Origin of the sequence: Bradyrhizobium sp. CCBAU 11361, assembly GCF_028128935.1 — a bacterium.
GTDB lineage: Bacteria > Pseudomonadota > Alphaproteobacteria > Rhizobiales > Xanthobacteraceae > Bradyrhizobium > Bradyrhizobium niftali.
This window is the reverse complement of the sequence record NZ_LBJZ01000163.1, coordinates 29804-55050: the sequence shown is the minus strand read 5'-3', so window position 1 is coordinate 55050 and position 25247 is coordinate 29804. Positions and strand designations below refer to the sequence as shown.

The window sequence follows — 25247 nt, the reverse complement described above, 5'->3', positions numbered from 1 at the left end:
CGAAAACATCAAGCAGCCTCGCTCCTAAAAGGGGGGAGCAGAGAATAGGCCTTATCGGAGCGGGACGCATGGGAACCGGTATAGGCATCAGCCTGTTACGTCACCAAACCGAGCTGCATATTAAGGCCAACAAAAATCGCTTCGGGGCGGATCGTTTGACTGGTGCAGGCGCCCATGAACATCCTACGATCTCTAACCTGGCTCGGCATGTAAGTGTGGTCGTTTTATCCTTGCCTTCCAGCCTCGAGGTTGAGGCGGTATGCCTTGGTCAGAATGGCCTGTTCGTCCATATGCCGCGAGGAAGTTTGATAATTGACTGTTCGACGTCCTATCCTGCTTCGACAGTGGCGTTAGCTGAACAGGCTCAAGAACGCGGTCTTAGCTTCGTGGATGCTCCAGTAACGCGGAGCCCCGAACAGGCAGAGCTAGGCCTTCTCAATGCCGTCGTTGGATCGAGTGAAAAGCTTTTTCCGCTGGTTAGACGTATTCTTGCTGAGTTTTGTGAGACGGTTCTTCACGTCGGGGATGTCGGACAAGGTCACAAGCTCAAGCTCGTCTACAACGGTATGACCATGGGTATAGCGGCGGTAGCTGCGGAGGTTTGCCAACTTGCGCGCGGCGTTGACGTGGATCTCGTAACTCTTCGCTCTTTGGTTAGTCGCGGCTCTACCAACAATGGAATATTCCAAGCTTTCGTCGGATTTTTGGTGGGTGAGAGCCCAGATGTTCTGGCTATCTCAATCGCGAATTCCGCTAAGGATATTGAGTACGCTGTGCGCCTTGCAGCGGCGAGCTCAGTTCCGGTACCGGTCTTGGCTGCTGCTGCGCACAAACTTGCTCACGCAGTTGATGGGGGCGAAGGCGGGCTCACCCTACCTCATCTGTCATCCTCGTGAAAAAGTCAGCGCAGTGCTAGGACACGGACCCCATTAAGGCGCAGCCATAGCCTTGTTGACGCGAGTTGAACAAAGGCAAGGTAGTTGGCGGCAAGTCTGTCGTCGCGCGTCGCGAAGCGACGACATTGTTTGATCCTATGGAAGAACTGCTCGACCCGAGCGAGCGCGGTAGAGATGCGGGCTGAAGCATATCGTATCGCGCCGATTGCTGTCCGTGGGATGTTGGCCCAGGGGTCTTTCTTCGTAGCGCGCTCTCTGATCCAGTCGGCGTCATAGCCACGATCGGCAAGCAGCATTGACCCGGATTTCAGACGAGACAGCAGTTTTCCTGCAAGTCGAACGTCGTGTGCCTCGTCGAGGCTCAACGCCAATCGTACCGGCAGGCCATTGCTATCGACCAACGCACGAATCTTGCTCACCTTCCCATCGACTGGCGCCGTTTCCTTGTGATGCAAGCTCCATGCTGATGCACGCGGACAATGGGGTGTCGACCAGCTGGACGGCGGCATCATGGCAGCGGCAAGCGCGTCTATGATACGGCCCCAGACACGGCCCGTCGCCACCGGAGGAATCGGTTGTTGCAAGTGGTGTATGGACCAAATCGCTCAGGCAGATCACGCCAGGGTGCTCCTGATCGCACACACGACGGTTGTTTACCTGAGGAACGCCCCGCGGCTTGTTGGGCAGCATCGGCTGATGATGGAGCATTTATCGTTGGCGAGTTCGTAGCGCAAGATTTGAGCCCCCAGTGTGGAGTTTGAATCACATGCGCCCCTCCAGGACGCGCAGGTAGATTCGCCGGTCGAAACTCACCTACAACGAGCTCGTTCAGCGTAGATTGTGGTGAAGAACCCGACCGCAAGTTTGATGGTCTCGGCATGAACTGCCTCACGGTCGGTGCCATCCGGGTCGCGGCATGTGTCTCGAACGAATAAGCGTCCGGCCGGGACGCACGTGCACAGAAATATGAAGTGGCCGGCCTTGGGAAATATCTTCAGGGTCGCATGTGGGATCACCCTAGCTAAAGCTTAAGCAGCGGCGGCTGTCGGGATGATGTCGTCCGCGCTTCCAGCTACGTTCGTCACGGGAGGTGAGATTTTCTCAAGGCTGTCCGGTGCGAAGACCGGCCCTGGCCCCGGGCGCCATGGCGAAGACTGCGCGGATGCGTTCGTCACGATAGGACTTGCCGGCCTCGCTGTACCGTTGGCGGAAATCGGGATCGGCGCTCAGACGCGCTACGGTCTCGCAGCGCATGACGGCAGCGGGCGGCGGCGGTCTGCACGACACGTCGGACGCAGGAGAGCGGTAGAGCACCTGCAGCAGTTCCGGATCGCTGATCCCATCGGCGACCGCGAGGACGGTGTAGCTCCCGAGCGAATTACCGGCGGCACCGATGCGCGCGGGATCGTTCAGGCTGCCAAAGATTTTATCGACGAGCATTGCATCGATGATAGCGCTAAGATCCACAGCTCGCAGCCACCACAACGAAGTGCCTCGACCGTGTAATCATCGAGCGCGTTGTTGCCTGGATGATTACGTGCGACGACGATATACCGCGCCCTGAGAGTTCCGTGCCGAGCCAAGCGAGTTGGAACGATGCGCCGCTGTTACCGTGGGACAGGACGATGAGCGGACGCCGTGTTCCCGGTGCCGGCTCCGCATCGCGCGCTGCGTTGCCGGCGCTGGACAACGAGACGATGCGCGCCCCGATCCATTGCGGTCCCTCGCGCGCGTCCGCTTCGGCCGGATACCAGATCGTCGCGCGGAGAGCATGTGTCTTGGCGCCGCGCCAATCGTAAGACTCAGCGATTAAAATCACGCGTCGTAGGACCGACCTTAAAGACCGTGTCCTCTTCGCACGCAACAGCTTGTGACGCGAGAAAGGACTAGGGACAGAGCCAGAAACCTCATCAGCTGCCCTTCTTTGACGCGCAGACATATAGGCCGGCACACGCAGTGACGCCTTCGTTGCGAAGCCGGGCAACTCTGATACCACGAGGCCCTTCAGCTTCGGAAGAGTTGCAGGTTGGCTAAGCTCGATGGAGAGCCATGCTTCCCGCAAAACTTGCGTTGTTGACCCATCGCGTCATTTCGGTATCGCGCAGCAGCCATGTCAGTTTTGCGACCAAAATGGACCTGACCGAAATTGATGAGTACGCGCCTAGCTAGCTAACTGGAGTGTCAATGACGAACCTCAGCGTGGTCCTTTTGGACTGCTACTCAGGCGCAAGAGGTTTGTCGCGAACCACAGGCAACTCCGTGAAGAGTTGTCAACTGTCAACATCATCAGTTGTCCTCGGGAGACCATCATGCGACAGCCATTTGCAATAGCCTACATTGGAGCCCAAGAATGTTTTCCGAGTTCGAAAACGAGTGCATAAACCGAGAAGTCGAGAGGCTGAACCTTCCCAGCTCTCGGATCAAGCACTTCGCCCCGGCTAGCTTCGCACAAGCCGGAGAAGACGTTATTCTGGAAGGAATTGTGGCCGCAAAACTTTGCAAGAGCCAAAGATCTTGGGAGAGTGTGTTCTATATCGAGATCGGCGCCAATCATCCCATCTCCACCTCGAATACCTACCTTATGTATCAAAAGGGAGCGCAAGGTGTTTTAGTCGAACCTAATCCTGAACTGGGAGCACTCATCCAGGCAGTCCGTCCTAGAGACATTCTTGTGGCGTCCGTTGTCTTGCCTGCTCCGCAAGCGCGTGCGACGCTCTTCATCGGAAATGCCCATGAGTTGTCTTCATTGGATGAAGCACATATTAAAAGCTTCGGAGACTTCGACGGCGTAGGCGGTATCCGAGAGCATATCGAGGTGAGCGCTGTCGGTATAAACGAGCTATTGATGCCTTATGCAGACAAAATCGATTTCTTGTCGATCGATTGTGAAGGACTAGATTATGATCTTGTTAAGGCAATTGACTACGAGCACATCAAACCTGCTGTGATCCAGTGCGAGCCAAGTGAGCATTTTCACGAGGGCAACAGGGCTCGGATCATAAATCTGATGGAGAGCAGAGCGTACCGTCTTGCTGCAATCACAGACATAAACGTCATCTTCGAGCGATTAACCTAATGCAATCAGCAAATCAACTCCTGTCATCAAACCGAACCCTGGCATTGGAGGTACGCATCCCGCAACGGTCCCTGCGGGCTAGGCCACTTTAGCCGCGCCTAAGCAGCGTGGGAGACGCTTTTGGACTGACGCGTCCAGGGCAGTAGTTCGTCAAGGCGCTTGGCAGGGTGATCCTGTAAGCAAACCAAGCCTGCCGGATCCATATCATCGAGCTTGGCGGCGGCGATGGGGCCTGTCGTCGACGAGGCGATCGAGCAGGTCGATTTCAGTCGCGGTCAACGCGAGGGTTGGCGGCGCGTCTGGGGCGGAACGGTTGAGCATCGTCATCCAGAAGACCCGTCAACTCAGGATGCAAAAGAGCGAGATCAGATTGGTCAGACGCTGGGCGGTCCTGAGCTTCGACTCCTCAGCTTTGCAGCCCGATTTGAGGATCTTGTGGAATACCTCGATCTTCACTCAAACCATACCATTCCAGCTTCGCAATATAGCGCTTCTGCTTTCCCATCGGTGGCAGGATGCGAATCTTGCGATACGTGATGTCAAGAACGTCCTGGTCGGGATCGCCGTTGCTGTCTCTGCTTCGATGCGGTGGAGCCCTCCTCGTCCATTTCGTCGGCAATCGTGTGATCCCCATCCCAGCCAAGCTTTCGACGCAGGTCCTGATCAGGAAATGAGTTCCGATCTCCGGTGCTGCGCAGAAAAGCTCGTAAATGTCACTCTCGCGATCACCAATATGGATGCATCGTCCCGGATGATCCAACAGTTCGTAGACTGCTTCAGACTTTCCAACCACCGGACGCTTTCCTTTCTCTCGATGGAAATCCGGCTGGGATTAATCTTCTTTTTAAGCGCTGCCGTCCCCTTGAATTTCTTCCGGGTCGAGAACTTAACAGCCGCCAACCCAGCGGCATCCCCTCGATTGTAACCGCAAGGCTCGAATGCCTCAGGATGCCGCAACAGTGTGCGATGTGAGGCGACCCGCCTTATCCCGTCCACAGTTGACGCTCTTGGTGATGCCGATCGCTTCTGACTTCTCGCTTTGATAGCTGAACTCGGTTGTATCGTGCAGCACAACAACGAGACCTTCAGTGGCGGCGGAACGATCACGTGTCGATTGGAAATGGCCGGCCAGAATGTCCGCTTCGCTGACCCCGACATTAGAGAAGAAGCGGTAGGCTGCCTTGGTATTCGCCCAATCCTGGCAGACGAGCGGAATGCTTTGTCCCATGGCACTTCCAATCTGCTGAGCAGTGTGCGGAATCTGTCCCCGAGCCGCGCGTCCCTAAACTCGCATCCACTACTCTCTCGATCAATCCAACATTCACCGTCCAAGGACCGTAAACAACCTTTTGCCGATCGATCCCTTAATGTCAGCCCATAGAGCACCCCCTCGCGAATCAGGCTCAGAAAGAAATCATAAGTGATGCTTTCGATTCAAGATTTCGCCGATCAGCGGATCAGCGCGAGTGGTCAAAGTTATGGGCAATTGAAAGCCGGTGAAGCTTTCAATTACCCACAAATTCTCCTCTGGCGAATAGCGCGATGTCGGTGAGGCGTGACAGCCCGCCACTTGACGGTAATGCCGGGCGGTGGGTTGAGACGCTGGGCGGTCCTGAGCTTCGACTCTTCGTAAAGACGAAAGCGCGCCAACTTCCCCTGAAGGGGCGGCGCGGACCAACCTTGGCAAAATGGAAGTGTGCTGGAACGAGTAAATCTGGATACGAACGAAGCTAGCTGCGACGCCTGAGTGCCGGTCGCCAATTTTAATTTCTTTGGAGCCATTGCGCCCCTCTAAACGCTTGCTCCTCACCTCACCGCGGTTGTTGGGAATTCGCTCGATGGTTGCAGCCGACGTTCGCCCGCAAATGCGTCCGATGATCAGCTGATCAAATGCCTGCCTTCGGTATTTGATGGATTTTGATCAACAAGAAGGGGGACTCTCCAGCATCGGTAACATTTAAAGCTAATAAGCCAATTCTTCGTCGATCGTACATCGATTGGCGACATAAGAGGGGAGGAGACAACAGCGCGACATTCCCGTGCGGGGGCTCCCAAAGGCGCAGCCTCGCTCCTAACAAACTTGATGGATTACTGCCGATGGCCGCAAGGCCGGGCGTCCTGGAATGCGGGCTTTGCCGGATGTTCTGCTGCCCGCAATAGTTGATCACTTGGCTTGAAAACCGCGACGCTGGACATCTGGAGGACGTCGGAGATGACTATTGAGGTTACCGTAAATGAGAAATTCTACACTGTCGATGTGCCGCAGGATACCCCACTATTATGGGTGCTTCGTGATGTGATCGGCCTGATGGGCACCAAATACGGGTGTGGAATTGCCCAATGTGGAGCGTGCACCGTGCATGTTGGCGGCAATGCAGTGCGCTCGTGCATTACGGCCATAGGTGACGTTGCGAAACCAGTCACCACGATCGAAGGTTTGGACGTAGACGGCAATCATCCCGTTCAGCGCGCATGGCGCGAGGAGCGTGTTCCGCAGTGCGGCTATTGCCAAGCCGGACAGATCATGCAGGCCGCGGCTCTCCTTGCCGAGATCAACAGCCCCTCGGATCAGCAGATCAGAGATGCGATGGCGGGGAATATTTGTCGCTGCGGCTGTTACCAACGGATCCAATCTGCGGTCCGCATGGCGTCGAGGGGGAGCTAGCAATGAACGCACAGGCATTCTCACGCTCGTCCAAACCCGGCGTGAGACTCGAAAACGTTAGCCGCCGTAAATTCCTTCGCTCGACGGCAGTTGTTGCGGCGTTTGCTGTGGCTGCCGAGATTTCCGGGTTGGCCCGTGCCGTGGCGTACGAAACTGGTGGCGCGCAGATGCCACATGGGACCGTCAACGATCCGCATGTGTTCGTATCGATTGACTCTGCGGGCATTGTTTCGATCATAGCCCATCGTTCCGAGATGGGGACGGGAATTCGCACCTCTCTTCCGATGGTGGTGGCAGACGAACTGGAGGCCGATTGGTCAAAGGTTCGCATAGTCCAGGCGCTCGCCGATGAGCCACGCTACGGCAATCAAGACACTGATGGCTCTCGCAGCATGCGTCACTTCTTACAGCCGATGAGACAAGTTGGCGCGGCGATGCGCCAGATGCTGGAGCAAGCGGCGGCCAAACAGTGGGCGGTTCCTTTGTCAGAAGTTCAAGCTGCGAACCACGAAGTGGTACATCGGCCGACCGGCCGCAGGCTGGCCTACGGTGAGCTCGCGAAGGCTGCGATGGATCTGCCCACCCCGCAGCCAGAATCCCTGAAGTTCAAGCCCGACAATGCTTTTCGGTATATGGGCCACGGCAACGTCCCGATCTTCGACTTGTTCGATATCACCGTGGGCAAGGCGCAGTACGGCTACGATGTACGATTGCCTGGCATGAGGTACGCGGTGGTCGCTCGTCCTCCGGTCGTCGGCGGGAAGATAAAATCCTTCGACGCTACGGACGCCCTCAAAGTTCCTGGCGTCGAAAAGGTTATGGAACTTAGAGTTGGTTGGGCGCCGCCTGCCGCATTCTCACCGCTTGGAGGGATCGCAGTGGTGGCGACGAATACTTGGGCGGCCATAAAGGGCCGAGAAGCCCTGAAGGTCGACTGGGAGGACGGAGAGAACGGTACTTACGATTCCGTCGCTTATCGACAGCAGATGGCGAAAGCCGCAAGCAACCCGGGTCGGGTGGAGCGGACGCAGGGAGATTTCGACAAGGCCTTCGCTGGCGCGTCTAAGGTTGTATCGGCCGAATATTATGTTCCGCACCTCGCTCAAGCATCGATGGAGCCGCTCGTTGCGACCGCGACCATTCGCAATGGCGAATGCGAGGTTTGGGCTCCGCTGCAATATCCGTTCGGCGCGCGCGAAGCATTCGCCAAGCTACTCGAGTTGCCGATTGATAAGGTCAAGGTGAACGTTACTCTTCTAGGCGGCGGCTTTGGACGAAAGTGTCAATCGGACTTCGCGCAGGAAGCCGTACTACTCTCGAAGGCACTTGATGGCGCGCCTGTCAAGCTCGCCTGGACGCGAGAGGATGACCTCCATCATGGCTTCTATCATACGGTCACCTATTCGCGGTTGGACGCGGGGATCGACTCGTCGGGAAAAGTGACTGCATGGCGGCATCGCTCTGTCGCGCCGACCCTGTTTGCGAATTTTAAGCCCGATCCGAAACGCGAGCAGGCTATTGAACTTGGCTTGGGGCTTGCAGATGTCGCCTTAGACATTCCCAATGTGCGCGTCGAGACGGGTGAAGCGGCGGCGCTGACGCGGATTGGGTGGTTCCGATCGGTTAACAACATACCTCATGCGTTTGCTGTACAATCTTTTATAGGAGAGATAGCCCAAGCCGTGGGGAAGGATCCCAAAGACTTCCTGCTCGAAATCATCGGGCCGCCACGAAAGCTTGAGCTTGAGAAACTTGGGCTGACGGATCCGCTTTGGAATTACGGCGATCCATATTCAACCTACCCAGTCGATACCGGGCGTCTTGCGAACGTGGTCAATTTGGCGGCTTCGCGTGCGAACTGGGGAAGATCTCTTCCCAACGGAAGCGGGCTCGGAATTGCAGCACACCGGAGCTTCCTCTCGTACGTGGCGACAGTAGTCGAAGTGCGCGTGGATAGCCAAGGAAAGCTGATCATCCCGCGCGTGGAGACCGCGATCGACTGCGGCTTTGCCGTCAACCCTGAGCGGATTCGGTCCCAGATAGAGGGTGCGGCGGTCATGGGGCTCAGCAATTTCATCGGGGAGATTTCGTTCAAGAACGGCAGAGCCGAGCAGGGTAATTTTGATACCTACCCAGTGGCCCGCATCGACAACGCGCCGATAAATGTGCGCGTTCACATCGTTCCGAATGGTTCGGACGTTCCTGCGGGCGGTGTTGGAGAGCCAGGAGTACCGCCTTTTCTGCCGGCACTCTGCAATGCGATCTTCGCCGCGACAGGCAAACGTATTCGTTCGCTTCCAGCGGGCGATCAGATCCGCGTCTAGGCGACCAGACGTCAAACTCGATCGCGCTGAGCCGCGATTAAGCTCGAACAGAAACAACAAAACAATCAGCCCTGGAGGAGTGAAGGATGTCCAAGGTAAGCAGGACAAGACTTGGAGCTTGGGAGACCATCAGCACGATCGTGGGAATTGGCCTAGTGGCAGGCGCCCTAGGGAGTCCGGCGGCTGCTTCCGATGAAACGACGGAAAAGCGGCTCCTCAATGCAACGCAGGAAACGAGCAACTGGCTGCATCACCACCGCGATCACACGGCACAGCGTTATTCGCCGCTCAACCAGATCAATCGCAACACGGTCAAGGGGCTGCACGTGGCCTGGACAATGGCGCTGGGCGGTATCGAAGGTGGCGGTATTTGGAGCCATGGCGGTCTCGAGGGGACTCCGATTGTCGAGAATGGATTCATGTATGTCACCGATGGGTGGGGATCTCTCTACAAAATCGATCTCCACGGCGGGAACGGAACTCTCGTCTGGAAAATGGATCCGAAGACCGATCACGACTGGGCTGGCGCCATTGCTTGTTGCGGGGTTAACAATCGAGGCGCTGCACTATGGGGCAATTTTGTAATTTCTCATACCCTCGATGGACGATTGGTTGCGACGAATAAGGAGGATGGCAAAGTCGCTTGGGAGCGCAAGGTAGCCGATCCCGACAAGGGCGAAGTGATCACCGGCGCGCCGTTGATCGTCAAGAACATGGCTATTACGGGCGTAGCGGGCGCCGAGTACGGCATCCGCGGCTGGATTGCTGCAACTGACCTAAAGTCCCAAAAGGAAGTTTGGCGAACCTATACGATTCCAGGCAAGGGGGAACCAGGCAACGAGACTTGGAAGGATGATCACGAGTCGTGGAAGACCGGTGGGGGATCCACCTGGGTGACCGGATCGTATGATCCCCAAGCCAACTTGCTCTACTGGGGGGTCGGAAATCCTGGGCCTGACTTTGATACTGAATACCGTCAGGGCGACAACCTATACACTGATAGTACCCTTGCACTCGATCCGGACACCGGAAAGATCAAATGGCATTTTCAGCACACACCGAATGATCCATTTGATTATGACAGTGTTGCGGAAAGAGTTCTCGTCGACCTCCCGATCAAGGGAAAGGCACGCAAGGTGGTACTTGAAGCCGATCGCAACGGCTTCGGTTACGCGCTCGATCGCACCGACGGCTCGTTCCTTTGGGCAACGCCGTTCGTGAAGAAGGTGACATGGACCAAGGGCATCAACCCCGAGACCGGAAAACCGATCGAGTATGATCCAAGCAAGTCGGTGCAAACCTATGATCCGCAGGTGACGCTGAATCGGAAGAACACGCACGTCACCGTTTGTCCGGGACATAACGGTGGCAAGAACTGGCCGCCTACTGCGTACAATCCCGACTTGAGGACCTGGTACATCCCAGTCATCGAGAGCTGTGACGAGTTGGATAACAAGGAGACCAAACCTGGCGATTGGAAGGCTCGTGAATTCTTCACAGGGGGCGGTCCAGTCGTGAAGATGCCGATAACAGGAAGTGTAACCGCCATTGACACTATCACTGGCAAGGTCACGGGCAAGTATGAGACCAAGTATCCGATGCTCGGTGGGTTGCTTGCAATGCCCGAATTGGTGTTCGCTGGCCACCCATCCGGAGAACTCTACGCCCTCGATGCCAAGACATTGAACAAGGTGTGGGAATTCAATACGGGTGGCGGCGTTAACGCTCCTCCCATGACCTTCTCCGTCGACGGAAAGCAATATATTGCGATCCTCGTCGGACTGGGCGGCGCCTGGGACAAGTGGAACCTCGATTCCACGAAAGGCCTGGAAAAGGTCCCTCCGGGCTCCATGCTGTACGTTTTTGGGTTGTGATCCGCTGTGAGGCGAAGTGGGGCGGGATTGTGCTCGCCCCATTTTTCTAGATTGGTCCAAGAGGAAAGAATGGAATTGAAGGTCGTGCGCCTGACCCAATGGGTAAACCGCGCGCTACGCGTTGGTATAATCGGCTTGCTCGTGGGTGGTGGCTTGGCTCTTCTCGTGACAGGAGACTCTGCTTGGGGCGAAGGTGGCACGCCCGTACCGGGGCAGGTCATTAACGGCGCGCACCGCGCCCAGGATGAAGGGCAACGCATCTACGAAAAGGCAAATTGCGTAGGCTGCCACAAATGGCATGGCGATGGGGGCGGCGGCTATGGAGGCGCAGCGCTTTCGTTACGAGGTACGCAACTCAGTCGCGATCAAATTGTCGAGGTTGTCCATTGCGGGCGGCCGGGAACGGGAATGCCGCATTTTGATCGCGACGCGTACAAGGACTACGCATGCTATTCGGGGATCACGGCTCAGGATTTGAGCAAGGACCTGCCTCCGGATGCAGCTACATTTCTCCGGCCGAAAGAAATCGAGAAGGTCGTTGATTATGTTCTGGAGCACATCAAAGGGAAGGGACCGATAAGCTATCAAGACTGCATTGGCTTCTTCGGAGACAGCTCGAGAGCCTGCGAAGTCTACAAGAACGGTTCGACTGGCTCGCAAGCAACGGGAACGGAAGCGAAGCAATGACACATCGACGATTGGCCTGGGCTCTGGCGCTACTACTTCTCGCTTGGGGTAATGCGAGCGCGCGCGATGCGATCGACTTACGCAACCTGAGTCTTGGGATGTCAGTCGCTAATATTCCGCCCAAGGAGTACATCAACCTCGCTTGCGCCGCGAAAGAGAGCGTCAAGCTGTCTTCTTGGAACGACTTTTCGGCATGCCCGGCGGATGAAATGGGCTTGTACGGTATATCCTTTCGTTTCAATGACGAAGTCAATCCGCTGGCGGCTGTGAACGACAAGTATGAAGGTACGAAGCTCGGCGGCCATCCTGTGTTGCTGAAGGGTCTCGTAGACAGCAGCGGCGCGTTGCGAGGTATTCGGATCGACACGGATCCGAGCGCACGTCTCTTTTGGCATAAGAAGGCGTATCTCTTGGCACTTTCGGTGAGAGCTCGGTACGGCGAGGCGGGTTGGATCTGCCGAGAGCTGGAGTCGCGTGAGGATGAAAATCCGGTGGGCGGTCTACTCATCAAGGAGCGGTGCGAGAAGCGCTCAGAGCGCCGTCACTTGATTTTGGACCGGGAACTCTACCGGCGCGCCGGCCAGCCCGTTTCGGACTTTGTCAATGCGACGCACCTCATCATTGAACAGACGACCGACCGCTGACCGGTATTGCCCATCCGACAAAGACGTGTCGTTGTGAAGGGTCGAGCGGGATTAGTAGTCTAATTCGTCAGCACGGCCAATGAGCCGGTCGATAGCGGCGACGCGCGTCTGGCCGACGCGCTGGCGCTTATCGTTCCAGATCGCATCGGATCCGCTGGCAGACCGGGCTCGTCTGCTTACCTCCCTGGACTTAAGCCGCTGTTGGAGAGGTCCAGCAGCGGCTTCTTTTTTAACCTCCAGGGCCATGGTGGGCGAGGCGTCAGCCTGCTCCTCGCCTGGTGATACCAACCACAGGCCGTTTGCGAGGAATGGTAGCGTTGCATCTATCAGAATCTGTTAGAGATTCTGCGCTGTAATGGTGAGAAACTGCACCGGGGCACTGCTCAAGTCGACGTTAATTAGCCCTAGACGGTGAAGCACTGTATCCAGCGAGCGGCGTGCCTGCGTTTCAGGCGCGCCGTCGATGCAGATGTCCATCAATCCCGAGCGAAGACACTTTGCCGTGTTCTGAGTAAGCGCGTGCCCGATCCAGAAGACCTTGGCAGGATGTGCGTTCAAAGCCGCCGCAATCCCCTCCCTGCCGGCACCCACGCTATACAGTCCGATAACGCGATCGCCGTTGCGCAACGCTTCAGAGAGCCTCTCTGCCGAAAGCAGATTGTCGTCATGGCCAAAAATGACGACATAGAAATTCCGATCGCCATCAGTGTGCTGCATCAGATAGTCCGAGAAGCCCCGTATGCGCTCCCGATGCGCCCTGTAGGCCCCGCTGTGGCACATTGCGAGGACAGTGCCACGAATTCCACGGAGCATGCTTGACATATAATACGCGGCGGTCCGTCCCGCCGCGTAGTTGTCAATGCCGATATAGGGCACATCCTCGTCGGCGCTTCCCGTCAGCAACTGTACGACTTCCACACCCGACATCCGGGCTTGGCGAATGCTCTCGGTAATTTCAGGATGGTCTGGAGCCAGAACAATCAGACCAGCTCGCCGAACAGTTGGTTTCGCAATATGCCGGGCGACGCCCGTGACGTCGTCCTCGCTAACGAATGTCCGGTGCACTAAAATGGCCGGATCTAGGGAGGCAGATATCCGCTGGAAAGTAGCGTTGAGGTCGGCATAAAAAAACTCGGCTTCGGGTTGAACGAGGAGCACCTCAATCCGAATGATGCCGCTATGGGGCCTCAATCGCCGATCGCCATATTTTAGCTTCTTTGCGGCCCTGATGACTCTTTCGGCAAGCTCGGTCCTCACGCCGCCACGGTCATTGAGAACCCGCTCGACGGTAGCGGTTCCGACATTAGCCTCACGCGCAATGTCTCTGATGGTCGGACCACTCAAAGGTGTGCTCCTTCGGCGTGACTTTGATCAACACGGTACGGGCGTCTGCGGCCTACTTACTCCCTCGATTTAGCCTGTGCATTCAAGGAACGTTGCCGTCGAAAGTGTAGGAGGTCTTCACCGTCGTATAAAACTCTTGCGCGTAGCGGCCCTGCTCGCGCGAACCATAGCTGGAGCCTTTGCGGCCTCCAAATGGAACGTGGTAGTCCACGCCGGCCGTCGGCAGATTCACCATCACCATGCCGGCCTCTGCATTGCGTTTGAAGTGGCTAGCGTATTTTAGGCTGGTGGTGCAGATCCCCGAAGATAGGCCGAACAGCGTGTCGTTGGCCAGTTCAAGCGCCTCGTCGTAGTCCTTCGCCCGGATCACGGTAGCAACTGGGCCGAAAATCTCCTCGCGCGCGACACGCATCTGATTGCTCACTTGCGTGAGCAGTGCGGGCGCGAGATAGAATCCCGGCACCTCCCGCTTCAGGAGCTCGCCGCCGGCAACTAGCTTTGCGCCTTCTGCCTGGCCTATGCTGATATACTTCAGGTCCTGGTCGAGTTGGCTCTGGTCCACGACCGGGCCGATATGCGTCCCGGCTTTCAACGCATCATCAATGACAAGCCCCTGCATCCGCTCCTGCATGGCGGCTACAAATCGATCGTGAATGCCAGCCGTCACAATCAGCCTCGACGAGGCCGTGCAACGTTGGCCGGTCGAGAAAAAGGCGCTGTTCACTGCGCATTCCACTGCCAGGGTAAGATCGGCATCATCAAGGACGACCATGGGGTTCTTGCCCCCCATCTCGAGTTGAAGCTTCTTCAGCGGTTCAGCGGTGATGCAGGCCTGGGCGATCTTGCGCCCCGTCGCCACTGAGCCTGTAAAGGAAATGGCAGAAACATTCGAGCTGTTCAGCATCGCCTCACCAACCACCGAGCCCCGGCCCATCACGAGGTTGAATACACCTGCCGGCACTCCGGCGCGGACGATGATCTCGGCGAGTGCATGAGCCGAACCCGGAACAAGCTCGGCAGGCTTGAACACAACGGTGTTGCCGTAGGCAAGCGCTGGCGCGATCTTCCAGGCTGGAATTGCAATCGGGAAGTTCCAGGGAGTGATGAGCCCGATGACGCCGACCGGCTCGCGGGTGATCTCCACACCGACTGACGGTCGTACTGATGGCAGCGTCTCGCCCGTCATGCGGAGGCACTCGCCAGCGAAGAATTGAAAGATTTGCCCGGCACGTGCGACCTCGCCGATCCCTTCTGCCAAGGTCTTGCCCTCCTCGCGGGAGAGCAGGCGGCCGAGCTCGCCCTTGCGGGCGTGGATCTCGTCGCCAATCGCCTTCAGAATGTCATGCCGCGTCTGGATGCCGGAACGCGACCAGCCCGGAAATGCGTGGTGGGCCGCAGCAATCGCGCGCTCAGTCTCTGCAACTGAAGCGTGGGCATACTCTCCTACGACATCGTTGGTATTGGACGGATTGATATTTGGGCAGGCCTCCGCAGCCGGAAGCCATTCGCCAGCAATATAGTTGTTTGTCATCGATAAGCTCTGAACTTGACTAAATTTTTTTGGCGCATGAGCTCTCGGCCTCGCACGTCAGCTCGCCGACTAACTCACGCAGAACCATTCAGTGGCCCCAGCGGAGCGCCAACGGGTTGACCCCGCGCGCCAGCTCAATCAGCCCGGCTTTCGTCTGGGGATGAATGTGCTCCAGCGGATGCCGTACAGCGTCAGATCTGATGACGTTGCCCTCCCTCATCACGGTCTTGGCTGCGCGCAGGCCACATTGACGGTTCTCATAATTGATCAAGGGCAGCACCTTCGCATAGGCTGCGGCCGCTTCCGCGCTGCGACCCGCCATATGATGATCGAAAACGGGCCGCAACAAATCCGGACATAGCGCGCTCGACATCGTCCCGGTTGCTCCAGCTTGCAGATCTGCCATCATGGTGATGGCTTCCTCTCCATCAAACGGACCCGCTATGGCAGCATTGCCCGCCTCGATCAGATTGCGCAGCTTCGCTGCGGCAAATGGCACTTCGATCTTGAAATAATTAACAAGCGGCACTTTCTGTGCGAGCCGAACGAGAAAGGGTACCGAGAGCGTTACGCCGCTGAGCGGCGCGTCCTGAACCATGACCGGAATTCCCGCCGCATCGGCGACACGAGCGAAATGCTCGATCATATGGTCATCGTTCGCTGTGAGACCCGCACCGTGATAAGGCGGCATCAGCATCAGAAGGCTTGCGCCTCGTTCGGCCGCATAGCGTGCGCGTTCGACCGCAATCCGAGTGCTGAAATGGCTGCAAGTCACCATGACCGGCCTGCGGTCGGCCACATGTGACAGGCAGAGGTCAACCAGCAATCTGCGCTCCTCGTCTGATAACAGGAACTGCTCGGAATAGTTGGCAAGTATACAAATTCCGTCGACCTTCTGATCGATCATGCAATCCAAAACACGCCGTTGCCCCTCGAGATCGAGATCTCCAGAGTCCGTGAATGGCGTTGGCGCGACAGGAAACAGACCACCATAGAGCCGACGTTTCTGGACTTGCATGAGCTAGGATCTCTGTTCGAGGGATGAGGAGCGTAGGAAGTGCGACTGGTGTGATGGATCGATCGGGATCGCGAATGTCGTTCGCCTCGAACAATGTCCGAGAATTGACCCTGGCCTTCGCCGCCAAGCACCCTGCCGCGAACATGGATCGTTAGCTCGCGAAGCGCTGCTAACGGCTGTGGTTCGACCTGTGAGGTTGGCTGACACTCGCGTTGCGGCCGGGGAGGAGAGTTGAGCCTGGCAAGACAATGCGAGCGGGCTGCGTGTTATTGGCGATCCTTCGCGGGTGCAGTTGAGTCTCGAACGATCAAGCGCGTTTCGAGCTCTACCCTTGCATGTATGTCCAGGGAATTTTGATCCGCCAGAAAATAGTTGGCAGCCTGTTCGCCCATCAGGCGGGCTGGGACATCAACTGTCGTCAGACCTGGAGTGAGATACTCGGCGATGTCGAGATTATCGAAGCCGATCATCGATATGTCTTGAGGCACGCTTAATCCCGCATCCTTGCATGCGCGCATGGCTCCGACAGCAAGCACGTCGCTCCCGCAGAATATCGCTGTGACATTTCTATTTTGGTTCAGAATGATTTTGGCAGCTGCTCGGCCCCGGCTGAACTCGTAGGGCGATTCCACAACCACAATACTGGAGCGGCTGATTCCGCGACGCTCAGCCATGGCAAGGAAGCCCTCGAGGCGGCCGGATGCACGGTCGTTATCGCGCGTTACCCCAGCGATAACTGCAAGGTGCCTATGGCCGAGGTCTGCAAGGTAATTTGCTGCCAAAGCCCCGCCGCTGCGGTTGTCAAAACCCATACTGGGGATCGAAACGTCGTCAGACAGGGCGTAGGTTACAGCATATCTCACCCTGTGCTCACGCAGCAGTTTGAGTGTTTCCTTCCTATGGCAAGAACCCACGAGGACAATACCGTCAACGCCCTTTTCGATGAGGTTGCGCACGACCCGTGTTTCTCGGTCCAGATCGTAACCCGTTGCGGAGTAGACCAGCGAAGCGCCGGCCGGTGCTAGCCGACTCTCCAGACCTTCAAGCATTCGAGTGAAGATCGCGGCGTCCAGTGTCGGAACTATCAAGCCAATCAGTCGAGAACGCGAAGATCGCAGCGCGCGTGCAGATCCGTTGGGAACGTAGCCGAGTTCATCAACGATCCGGAGAATGCGCTCTCTCAAGTCGATCGCGACGGTTTCGGGCCGGTTCAACACACGCGAAACTGTGGCGATAGAACATCCGGCCCGTTTCGCTATCTCCACGACTGTGGGTGATTGCCTGCCTTGGTCAATCCGGGCCGTTTTTTCTAACGCCATGAGCCTGCTTCTTTCCCGCGAGCCAGCCTGGAAGGCCGTGCTCAGACAAGTGGTATGAAATCGTTATCATATCGCGCGTGCCGGCGCAATTGCTCAATCGGGCCAAAAAGTCGGCACCAAATGAGTTTTGTGAGTATTTTTTGCCCATTAGGATCTTTTCTCTTGCGTGAATGGGTCGAGAAATGTAAACCTTTACATCACCGGAGCCCACGCCAGCATCTGCCGAAGCTGCGCACGGTGCCGGCGCCGGGCCGCAAGGCGGGTCGGTGGTGGTCAAAAGTATCGAACCGGCATTCGGCCAGTGGAGAGAGCATGCAAGCGAAAAAGAATAAGCGAACGGGCGAAGTGCCAATCATTACGGCTCGGCAAGCCGTAGCGCTGATCTCCGATGGCGATTGCGTCTATTTCGGCGGCTCGGCCGGAGTTGCGATCCCTGAGCTAATCATTGACGCGCTTCGCGACCTTCATTCCGAGCAGGGGTCCCCCAAGAACTTAATGCTGGTGGGGACTGTGGCCATCGGCGATTGGGCCACGACAGGATTCAACAAGTTGGCAGCCCCAGGCCTGGTGCGTCGAGTCGTCGCCAGCGGCTTAAACAATTGTCCTGCGCTTGGGCGGCGTGCGCTGGCCAATGAAATCGAAGCCTACACCCTCCCTCAGGGAGTCTTGGCGCAGCTCACTCGCGAAAACGCGGCAGGTCGCCCCGGCGTGATCACGAAAGTGGGCCTCAGAACTTTCGCCGACCCCCGTATCGGCGGCTGCAAGCAGAGTGAGTGCAGCAAAGAGGATATGGTTGCTGTTGTCGATATCGAAGGGGACGAGCACCTGCTCTACAAGACCTTCCCGATCCAGGTCGCGATTCTGCGAGGCAGTATTGCGGACGAGAAAGGAAACATCTCGCTCGAAGACGAGGCATATGTCGGCGAAAGTATGTCGATTGCGGCTGCCACTCGCCGATCTGGCGGAATAGTCATTGTGCAGGTCAAGCGAGTCGCTGCATCCAATACGCTAAACCAACGAGAAGTGAGAATACCCGGGGTTTTGGTCGATTACCTCGTCGTCGATCCCAGTCAGCGACAGACCTATGCGACGGAGTATAGCCCAGCATATGCCGGAAAAATGCGCGTGCCGGATGGGAAGATCGCGTCGCTGCCGTTCGATGTGAGAAAGGTGATCGCGCGCCGCGCGGCCCTCGAGTTGACCCCGGGAGCTACCGTTAACATCGGCTATGGAATCTCGAACGGAATTGCCGTTGTGGCCGCAGAAGAGGGGATATACCGGTCAGTCACATTGACAGCTGAGCAGGGGGTCATCGGCGGCATTCCTGCCCCCGGACAGGACGCCGGCGCCGGAACGAACTACGACATGATTGCGCCGCAGCCGGATCAGTTCGACTTTTACGACGGTGGCGGGTTGGACGTCGCATTCTTGTCTTCTGCTGAAGTCGATCGACACGGCAACGTCAACGTGAGCCGCTTCGGCGACAAGATCATAGGGCCAGGCGGTTTCATCAACATCAGCCAGGGCGCTCGAAAAGTCGTTTTCTCCGGCACCCTCACTGCATCGGGATTGAATGCGATACCGGACAACGGGACTCTCGTCATCGCAACCGAGGGGACGGTCAAGAAGTGGGTGAAGGACGTCTACCAAATCACCTTCAGTGGCGCTTTTGCAACGGAGCGCCAGCAAGAAGTCGTTTTCATCACCGAGCGTGCCGTGTTCAAGCTCACGCCGAACGGCGTCATGCTGACCGAAGTAGCGCCTGGCATCTCCGTCGAAAAGCAGGTGCTGCCGAACATTGAATTCGACGTGCTCGTCTCGCCCGACCTGAAGTTGATGGACACGAGGATATTTACGAATGAGCCAATGAAGTTGGCTGTGCAGTTTCATGACAACCCGGGACGGGCGTAAGGAGCGGCTGACGTGAAGTTCGTCTCGATTGAATGCGAAGACAAAGTCCAGATCTTGGCGATGAATAGGCCAGAGCGACGCAACGCTCTCGGCGAAGACATGCTGAAGGATCTGCTTGAGTCGGTGGACAGGGCAGCCGGCGACACCACTGTGAACGTCATCCTGATCGCTGGAAACGGTCCGGGTTTCTCGGCCGGCGCAGACCTGAAGGATTTTTCGGCTGGCAATATCAACAACACTTTTGACCTGAATCGCCGGCTGGGTGCATTTGTGCGCTCCCTTGCTCTTGTCAGAAAACCTGTCGTCTGCGCGGTGGATGGGTTTGCCTTGGGCGGCGGCCTTATGTTGGCCGCGTCATGCGACGTTGTTGTAACGGCTCGGGAAGCGCGCTGGCATTTGCCGGAAGTGTCTTTAGGTTGGCTGCCGGGCTTCGGGCTGGACACTTTGGCCGCGCGCGTCGGCCCGTTTGCGGCTCGGTCCTTGAGCTGGAGCCCGACTGCGATCGACGGCTTAGAGGCACATCGGTTGGGCTTGGCTGACATTCTGTCATCTCCGACTGAGACTGCTCGCGAGGCGGCGCTCCGCTATGCCAAGGGCCTGGCGGCAATGCCGCCCCATGCCGTGCTCACCACTAAACAGTTTTTCTCCACCTCAGTAACCGCGAGGGGAGAAGTCATGGATGACTTGGCAAACCGCTACTTTGTTCAGGACATTCTGCATGAGACGGCGCAGGCGAATATGCAACGCTTCCTTCCGAAGAAAGCCGCCGGCGCCTAGCCTGCGCTTACATAAGAAAGCTCTTCACGGAGTTTGATTTCAGGGAATAATATGGATCAAACCGTTCCCCCTCTGATCATCGCCGAGCGACCTGACCCAGGCGTACTCCTGCTGCGGCTCAATCGCCCAAAGCAAAGGAATGCACTGAGTGCGGCGCTCTTGGGCCAGCTTGCCGATGCTCTTCGTGCGGCTCGCTCCGATGAGGCTGTTCGATGCGTAATTTTAACTGGCGACGAGGGCGGCTTCTCCGCTGGAGCTGACATCAAGGAGATGCAGCAGCACGGTTTTGGTGCGCTGAGCGATCCTGCACGGCAGCATGCATGGGATTTAATCGCCGCCTTCCCCAAGCCGCTCATTGCAGCGGTTCGAGGCGTCTGCCTCGGCGGTGGCCTAGAGCTCGCGATGCTAGCTGACATCCTGCTTGTCGCGGAAGACAGCGTGCTTGCGCAGCCGGAAATCACGATCGGCATCATGCCTGGAGATGGCGCTACCCAGCGGTTGACGCGGAGCATTGGCAAATCCCTCGCCATGCAGATGGTGCTGACGGGAGAGCCAATCAGCGCGGAAAGGGCAGTGGCTGCTGGGCTCGCATCCGAAATGCTGCCGGCGTCCGGGTTGGTTGAACGCGCGCTCGCCATAGCACGCGTCATCTCGATGCGCGCGCCGATTGCTGCTCAGTTGGCGAAGGAGTCGATTCAGGCAGCTTATGAAACCCCACTGTCGGCTGGCTTGGCGTTTGAGCGGCGCGCTATCCGGTACGCTTTCACTACCGATGACCAAAAGGAGGGCATGGCTGCCTTCGTCGAAAAGCGGCAGCCAATATTCTCCGGACGTTAAGGGAAGACACTCAATTCGTCTCCTGACCTGGTGAATCGTTCGCGATGTTACGACACTCCCGGGCGATCCTGGCGCGAGAAAATGTAAACGTTTTCAGTATAACAAACCGAGGAAACAAAATGACCGCTATCGTTGAACCGATCCCATCAGCCAATCCGCAAAGCACGGCTCGGGAAGTGCCGCACCAAAAGCAAGTTGCCACGAAGAGCATGACCATTGCTTTAGGCGGTGGTGTAGCGCTGGAGTGGTACGACTGGACCGTCTACGGAATGATGGCTTCTTTTCTCTCGCCGCTTTTCTTTCCGTCCAGTGATCCAACAACATCGCTGCTCGCCGCACTCGCCGTTTACGGCGCGGGCTTCTTCGCGCGACCGGTAGGAGCTGCGATACTCGGTCCGATCGCCGATCGCATCAGCCATAAGCGGGTGATGATGATCTCCGTCACCGCGATGGCCTTGTGCTCGCTCCTCATTTCCGTGTTACCCAGTTACCGGGAGCTCGGCGTCGCAGCGGCCGTCATATTGTTGGTCGTCCGGCTTATCCAAGGACTCGCCACCGGCGCTGAGGCCGGAGTCGCGAATGCCATTGCGATTGAGCTTGCACCGCCTGGCCAGGAGGGGCGGTACCTTGGCCTGATCAGCGGCACGTTCATCCAGCTCGGAGTATTCGGCTCCAGTTTGGTCGCCTTTCTCGTGAGCGCCTCGGTGACGCCCGAGATAATGCACGATTGGGCTTGGCGGCTACCCTTTGCCGTCGGTGGAGTGCTCGGCCTGCTGATCATCTATCTGCGCAGCAAACTACCAGAGACCTTGATCAAACACGTCATGCATCGGGATGAATTGTCGCGTACTCAGGAGACCACCAGTGGCGTCTGGAAGACACTCTGGAGCGTGCGGCTTTCGCTGCTCGCAGTCATCCTGGTCGTAGGGGCGGTGCAGATCGCGAACTACGCTTGGAATGCTGGCTTGCCTAATCTGGCGAATGGCGTCTTCAAGGAGAACAGCACCTCGGTGTACGGGATCACGACACTGATGGGCGTGATCTGGATCGTTACAGCGCCATTTGTGGGTGCTTTCGCGGACAAGGTTCGAGCTTCGCGCGCGTTCACACTCCTACGTCTCTTGCTCGTGGCGTGCTTCTTCCTGACGTTGCTCTATTCCGAGAAGAGCATTTCCACGTTCTTCTTTGTAATGGTGTTCGGCGGCGCCGTCGTCGGCTTCAACATGGCTCTCTACAACTTCATCGCAACCACGTTGATGCCACGCGCGGTGCGCACAACGGGCATCGCTGTCGGGTATGCGCTTGGAGTATCACTCTTTGGCGGAACCTCACCCTATTTGCTGGTCTGGTTGCAGCACGCAAATATGGCATGGATGTTCCCGGTTTATGGATCTGTGGTCGCGGTGCTGAGCGTCGGCGTCTATCACGCAGCAAAAAGGCGCGGGCTCGTCTACATAGGCGACTGAATTCAACCCTTCTAGCTTTACAATCAGGGCTCAGTCTGGAGCCGACTTTTTCCCAGGAGAAAACATGTCGAAAAGCAACTACTTGTCCGCACGCGAACGCATGCTGGCGCGCATCGCACAAACGAGGGAGACTGCCAAAACAGGCCTGCCGCACTGGGCTCGCACTACCGATGGAAAATGGACGTTCACGCCCGATGGTGATTGGACCGGCGGCGCCTTCGTCGGCCAGCTTTGGCTAGCACATCTGGCCGATCCTCAGCACTTCCCGATCTCTGACGCGCGTGCCGCCCTGAGCAGAATGTTGCCCCGCGCCCAGCTTCGGACGGCTTTCAAAGGATTTGGCTTCTACCACGGTGCCGCGCTTGGAAGCATCCTCTTCGCAGATGACGTGGCACGCGATGCTGCGCTTAGTGCAGCCAGGTCGCTGGAGCAGATGTTCGATCCCAAGCTCGGCTTGATCCCGCTAGGCCAGGATGCCGAGGAAGCCAACGCTGTTGGTACTGCTGAAAGCAGCATCGACTCTCTGCAAGCGACGGGACTGCTCTATTGGGCGTCGGACCAGTTGGGAGACTCGCGCATGGAAGAGATCGCCAATGCACACATGCGGAGGGTATTGGAGATTCATGTTCGACCCGATAACTCGGTGATCCAATCATCCACACTCGACCCGCAAACCGGTAAGGTGCTCAGGACGCACACGCATAAGGGATACAGCAATGTGAGCACTTGGGGACGTGCGCAGGGATGGGCGATCCTATATACCGCTCATGCGGCAATGGTTCGCCCAAAGGAGCCGCTGTGGCGCGAATATGCTGTGCGCGTGCTGGACTGGTGGATCGACCACGTCCCTGCGGATCTGGTCGCGTATTGGGACTTTGACGATCCAGCAATTCCAAATACGAGTCGGGATACCGCGGCCACGGCTATCGTCGCGGCAGCATCCTTGAGACTTGCATCCGCATCGAGCCCCAGTGGGGGCGCTAAGTACCGAGACTTCGCGGAACGGACCGTAGCCGAGCTGGTCTCGGCATATTTGACGCCCATCGTTCCTTCCGACAAGCGTCCGCCTGGAATGCTCACAGGAGGATGTTTCACTCGAAAAGCGTTGGCGCGAGACATCGACACCACGCACGACGCAGAACTGATATTTGGCAGTTACTTCCTATTTGAAGCTATTGCGATCCTCACTGGTCTAGTGAGCATGGGGCGGATCTGATCCTGTATTTGCAATGGCGGTAATGGCGTTCCGTTTCGCGCCGACTCGTTATCGAGGATTACGCTTGCTGAACCAGCGTGGAGGCATGGGAAGCCAGCCGGCAAACATATCTCGCGTGTCAATCAGCATGCTTCGACGCAGCAAGTATTTTTTCGCCGATCCACGCCTGCTCCCTACGACAGCTGAATACTTGTTGAACTGCGCCACTTCCTGCCTTTTCTAAAGAGCTTCTGCGACACCTATGTGCCGGCAGGTGCAGACGGGCAGGTTGGCCGAGTGGCCCAACGGTTCGGGCTCATCGCCGCCGGAGGTGAGATCGCGACCCTGTACGGGATCTTGCCCTGGTCGCGGAGAGACGCCGTGAAGGCAGCAGCCTTGTGCTTCGAGCAGTGGCTCGCAGCGCGCGGTGGGCATGAAGCGGCCGAGACCGCCGCCGGCATGGAGCAGGTAAGGTCGTTCCTTCTCAGAGACGGGATGTCGCGCTTCATCCCCGCATGGGAGGACAACCCGCCGAAGGGCATGAACGCCCGTGATGTCGCCGGTTTCCGCGAGCAGATGGGCGACGGCTGGGACTACTACGTCACCACCACGGCATGGAAGGAAATCTGCGCCGGTCTCGACCCGCGGCGCGTGGCGGCGATACTGAGGCAGAAGGGCTACATCGAGGGCGAAGGTACCCACATCGCAAGGTCAGTTCGCGTGCCCGAGTACGGAAAGATGAGGCTCTACCACATCCGCTCGACGTTCCTGGAGGATGCGAATGAAGCATGACTTGCAAGCCTTCTCCCGGGACATCGTGACCCTCATCAAAATGAGTGGGTACAATGGTGGCAGTGGGGACACTTTCGAGAAGTCCTTGCGGCACAACGACTTTTTTGTCCCCACTCAAGAGACGATCGTGTCCCCACTCAAAAACGAGTGGGGACAGACCCCAACGGCAACTGGGGACAGAAAAACGACGAGAATTGAAGCGGTTAAGCGGGATGATCGAAGACGCCGAAGCCCTCCTGTCGGGCTGGGATAGCGCGGCGTGCGATCTCGGTTGGACCGCTCTGGACCTATTCGGCGTTCACGCCGTCGCGCCAGGATGCCGATACGATGTTATGGGCCTAGTGATGTTGCTTGGCGGCGGGGCTGTGTTTGCGTTGACCGATCAGACGGCGGCTTTCCGGCGGCATTCGGGATCGGCGCTCACGTATCGACGGAAGCCCATGTCGGGTGCCGTACTCCTGTGCGGAGGTCAGCATGCAATCCGCTGAGGAGACCACATGGAGGGTGCTCACACCGTACGATCCCCGAGAGGGCATTAGCCTGGCGATGGCAGCAAGGAGGGCTGGCAAGTCAGAAACCACGATCCGGAATTGGTGCCCTCAGCACGGTCTTGGGCGTCGTGTCGGAGGCGGCGTCTGGGTCGTCAGCCAAGTTGCTCTGGCGATGTTCCTGGATGGCGATATGGGCGGCACTCGCTGCGTATCATTCCGGCGACCATTCGAGCTCGGAAGTTGCTCAGTACTTTGAGCGCTTCGGTCTGCCCAGGCCAAAACCTTCCGCACTCCGAGGCGGACCGGACATGCCCCGGGAGATCCGCGAGGTGCGCTTGTGACCTTAAGCGGATTCATCATGGGCCTCCCTACGTTTGCCAACGCGCCTGTATTCGAGTTT

At 57.5% G+C, this 25247-nt stretch carries 22 protein-coding genes; 13 read left to right on the top strand and 9 right to left on the bottom strand.

What is annotated here, in order from left to right; all coding sequences use genetic code 11:
• Positions 1-896 (top strand): NAD(P)-dependent oxidoreductase (locus XI08_RS16045; RefSeq protein ID WP_271575127.1); only part of this gene is annotated, 896 nt, incomplete at its 5' end.
• Between the two features lie 5 nt (positions 897-901).
• Here the strand turns inward: XI08_RS16045 and XI08_RS16040 are convergent.
• The 3 genes from XI08_RS16040 to XI08_RS16030 form a co-directional block, all read right to left on the bottom strand.
• A complete protein-coding gene (locus XI08_RS16040) occupies positions 902-1315 on the bottom strand; it encodes a transposase (RefSeq protein ID WP_271575128.1) in 414 nt (137 codons plus the stop codon).
• Between the two features lie 110 nt (positions 1316-1425).
• Positions 1426-1776 carry a transposase gene (locus tag XI08_RS46320; RefSeq protein WP_442869828.1) on the bottom strand — a complete coding sequence of 117 codons (351 nt, stop codon included), beginning with the start codon at positions 1774-1776 and terminating at the stop codon, positions 1426-1428.
• A gap of 221 nt (positions 1777-1997) precedes the next feature.
• On the bottom strand, positions 1998-2336 hold the full coding sequence (locus XI08_RS16030) for a hypothetical protein (RefSeq protein WP_271575126.1): 339 nt from the start codon (positions 2334-2336) through the stop codon (positions 1998-2000).
• Between the two features lie 910 nt (positions 2337-3246).
• Between XI08_RS16030 and XI08_RS16025 the strand changes: the two genes are divergently transcribed.
• Entirely contained in the window at positions 3247-3972 is a 726-nt protein-coding gene (locus XI08_RS16025) for an FkbM family methyltransferase (protein WP_271575125.1), read from the top strand.
• A 406-nt stretch (positions 3973-4378) separates the two neighbouring features.
• Here the strand turns inward: XI08_RS16025 and XI08_RS16020 are convergent, their stop codons facing one another.
• Together XI08_RS16020 and XI08_RS16015 are read right to left on the bottom strand one after the other, a co-directional pair.
• Positions 4379-4765: a hypothetical protein gene (locus XI08_RS16020; protein ID WP_271575124.1), complete on the bottom strand. Its 387-nt coding sequence runs from the start codon at positions 4763-4765 to the stop codon at positions 4379-4381.
• A gap of 150 nt (positions 4766-4915) precedes the next feature.
• A complete protein-coding gene (locus tag XI08_RS16015) occupies positions 4916-5200 on the bottom strand; it encodes an IS4/Tn5 family transposase DNA-binding protein (protein WP_271575123.1) in 285 nt (94 codons plus the stop codon).
• A gap of 984 nt (positions 5201-6184) precedes the next feature.
• Between XI08_RS16015 and XI08_RS16010 the strand changes: the two genes are divergently transcribed.
• The 5 genes from XI08_RS16010 to XI08_RS15990 all read left to right on the top strand — a co-directional run bounded on the left by XI08_RS16010 (position 6185) and on the right by XI08_RS15990 (position 12166).
• Entirely contained in the window at positions 6185-6637 is a 453-nt protein-coding gene (locus XI08_RS16010; protein WP_271575122.1) for a (2Fe-2S)-binding protein, read from the top strand.
• A gap of 2 nt (positions 6638-6639) precedes the next feature.
• Positions 6640-8961 (top strand): xanthine dehydrogenase family protein molybdopterin-binding subunit, encoded by a 2322-nt coding sequence (locus tag XI08_RS16005; protein ID WP_271575121.1) that lies wholly within the window; start codon positions 6640-6642, stop codon positions 8959-8961.
• Between the two features lie 86 nt (positions 8962-9047).
• Positions 9048-10835: a PQQ-dependent dehydrogenase, methanol/ethanol family gene (locus tag XI08_RS16000; RefSeq protein WP_271575120.1), complete on the top strand. Its 1788-nt coding sequence runs from the start codon at positions 9048-9050 to the stop codon at positions 10833-10835.
• A 69-nt stretch (positions 10836-10904) separates the two neighbouring features.
• A complete protein-coding gene (locus tag XI08_RS15995) occupies positions 10905-11522 on the top strand; it encodes a c-type cytochrome (protein ID WP_271575119.1) in 618 nt (205 codons plus the stop codon).
• Positions 11519-12166: a hypothetical protein gene (locus XI08_RS15990; RefSeq protein ID WP_161533341.1), complete on the top strand. Its 648-nt coding sequence runs from the start codon at positions 11519-11521 to the stop codon at positions 12164-12166. The genes XI08_RS15995 and XI08_RS15990 overlap by 4 nt, the downstream gene beginning before the upstream one ends.
• A gap of 336 nt (positions 12167-12502) precedes the next feature.
• Here the strand turns inward: XI08_RS15990 and XI08_RS15985 are convergent, their stop codons facing one another.
• The 4 genes from XI08_RS15985 to XI08_RS15970 all read right to left on the bottom strand — a co-directional run bounded on the left by XI08_RS15985 (position 12503) and on the right by XI08_RS15970 (position 17378).
• Positions 12503-13510, bottom strand: coding sequence for a LacI family DNA-binding transcriptional regulator (locus XI08_RS15985; protein ID WP_161533342.1), 1008 nt, complete (start codon positions 13508-13510; stop codon positions 12503-12505).
• Between the two features lie 82 nt (positions 13511-13592).
• Positions 13593-15041 carry an aldehyde dehydrogenase family protein gene (locus XI08_RS15980; RefSeq protein WP_271575118.1) on the bottom strand — a complete coding sequence of 483 codons (1449 nt, stop codon included), beginning with the start codon at positions 15039-15041 and terminating at the stop codon, positions 13593-13595.
• 88 nt (positions 15042-15129) lie between these two features.
• Complete coding sequence (locus XI08_RS15975; RefSeq protein WP_271575117.1) at positions 15130-16059, bottom strand: dihydrodipicolinate synthase family protein; 930 nt, start codon at positions 16057-16059, stop codon at positions 15130-15132.
• 266 nt (positions 16060-16325) lie between these two features.
• The gene (locus XI08_RS15970; RefSeq protein ID WP_271575116.1) at positions 16326-17378 is read right to left on the bottom strand and encodes a LacI family DNA-binding transcriptional regulator; all 1053 of its coding nucleotides are present in this window, start codon (positions 17376-17378) and stop codon (positions 16326-16328) included.
• 162 nt (positions 17379-17540) lie between these two features.
• Between XI08_RS15970 and XI08_RS15965 the strand changes: the two genes are divergently transcribed.
• The 6 genes from XI08_RS15965 to XI08_RS15940 all read left to right on the top strand — a co-directional run bounded on the left by XI08_RS15965 (position 17541) and on the right by XI08_RS15940 (position 24356).
• Positions 17541-19289 (top strand): acyl CoA:acetate/3-ketoacid CoA transferase, encoded by a 1749-nt coding sequence (locus XI08_RS15965; protein WP_271575115.1) that lies wholly within the window; start codon positions 17541-17543, stop codon positions 19287-19289.
• A gap of 12 nt (positions 19290-19301) precedes the next feature.
• Entirely contained in the window at positions 19302-20066 is a 765-nt protein-coding gene (locus XI08_RS15960; protein WP_161533347.1) for an enoyl-CoA hydratase/isomerase family protein, read from the top strand.
• A gap of 51 nt (positions 20067-20117) precedes the next feature.
• The gene (locus XI08_RS15955; RefSeq protein ID WP_271575114.1) at positions 20118-20903 is read left to right on the top strand and encodes an enoyl-CoA hydratase-related protein; all 786 of its coding nucleotides are present in this window, start codon (positions 20118-20120) and stop codon (positions 20901-20903) included.
• Between the two features lie 119 nt (positions 20904-21022).
• Positions 21023-22369, top strand: a complete 1347-nt coding sequence (locus XI08_RS15950; protein ID WP_271575113.1) for an MFS transporter — start codon at positions 21023-21025, stop codon at positions 22367-22369.
• 64 nt (positions 22370-22433) lie between these two features.
• Complete coding sequence (locus tag XI08_RS15945) at positions 22434-23585, top strand: hypothetical protein (protein ID WP_271575112.1); 1152 nt, start codon at positions 22434-22436, stop codon at positions 23583-23585.
• 360 nt (positions 23586-23945) lie between these two features.
• Positions 23946-24356: a hypothetical protein gene (locus tag XI08_RS15940; protein ID WP_271575111.1), complete on the top strand. Its 411-nt coding sequence runs from the start codon at positions 23946-23948 to the stop codon at positions 24354-24356.
• Positions 24357-25247 lie beyond the last annotated feature (891 nt).

Bases quoted from the DNA above. Each gene is read 5' to 3' on its own strand.
- XI08_RS46320 (WP_442869828.1), bottom strand. From the start codon at position 1,776: ATGCCGAGACCATCAAACTTGCGGTCGGGTTCTTCACCACAATCTACG.
- XI08_RS16030 (WP_271575126.1), bottom strand. From the start codon at position 2,336: ATGCTCGTCGATAAAATCTTTGGCAGCCTGAACGATCCCGCGCGCATC.
- XI08_RS16025 (WP_271575125.1), top strand. From the start codon at position 3,247: ATGTTTTCCGAGTTCGAAAACGAGTGCATAAACCGAGAAGTCGAGAGG.
- XI08_RS16015 (WP_271575123.1), bottom strand. From the start codon at position 5,200: ATGGGACAAAGCATTCCGCTCGTCTGCCAGGATTGGGCGAATACCAAG.
- XI08_RS16010 (WP_271575122.1), top strand. From the start codon at position 6,185: ATGACTATTGAGGTTACCGTAAATGAGAAATTCTACACTGTCGATGTG.
- XI08_RS16005 (WP_271575121.1), top strand. From the start codon at position 6,640: ATGAACGCACAGGCATTCTCACGCTCGTCCAAACCCGGCGTGAGACTC.
- XI08_RS16000 (WP_271575120.1), top strand. From the start codon at position 9,048: ATGTCCAAGGTAAGCAGGACAAGACTTGGAGCTTGGGAGACCATCAGC.
- XI08_RS15995 (WP_271575119.1), top strand. From the start codon at position 10,905: ATGGAATTGAAGGTCGTGCGCCTGACCCAATGGGTAAACCGCGCGCTA.
- XI08_RS15990 (WP_161533341.1), top strand. From the start codon at position 11,519: ATGACACATCGACGATTGGCCTGGGCTCTGGCGCTACTACTTCTCGCT.
- XI08_RS15980 (WP_271575118.1), bottom strand. From the start codon at position 15,041: ATGACAAACAACTATATTGCTGGCGAATGGCTTCCGGCTGCGGAGGCC.
- XI08_RS15975 (WP_271575117.1), bottom strand. From the start codon at position 16,059: ATGCAAGTCCAGAAACGTCGGCTCTATGGTGGTCTGTTTCCTGTCGCG.
- XI08_RS15970 (WP_271575116.1), bottom strand. From the start codon at position 17,378: ATGGCGTTAGAAAAAACGGCCCGGATTGACCAAGGCAGGCAATCACCC.
- XI08_RS15955 (WP_271575114.1), top strand. From the start codon at position 20,118: ATGGATCAAACCGTTCCCCCTCTGATCATCGCCGAGCGACCTGACCCA.
- XI08_RS15950 (WP_271575113.1), top strand. From the start codon at position 21,023: ATGACCGCTATCGTTGAACCGATCCCATCAGCCAATCCGCAAAGCACG.
- XI08_RS15945 (WP_271575112.1), top strand. From the start codon at position 22,434: ATGTCGAAAAGCAACTACTTGTCCGCACGCGAACGCATGCTGGCGCGC.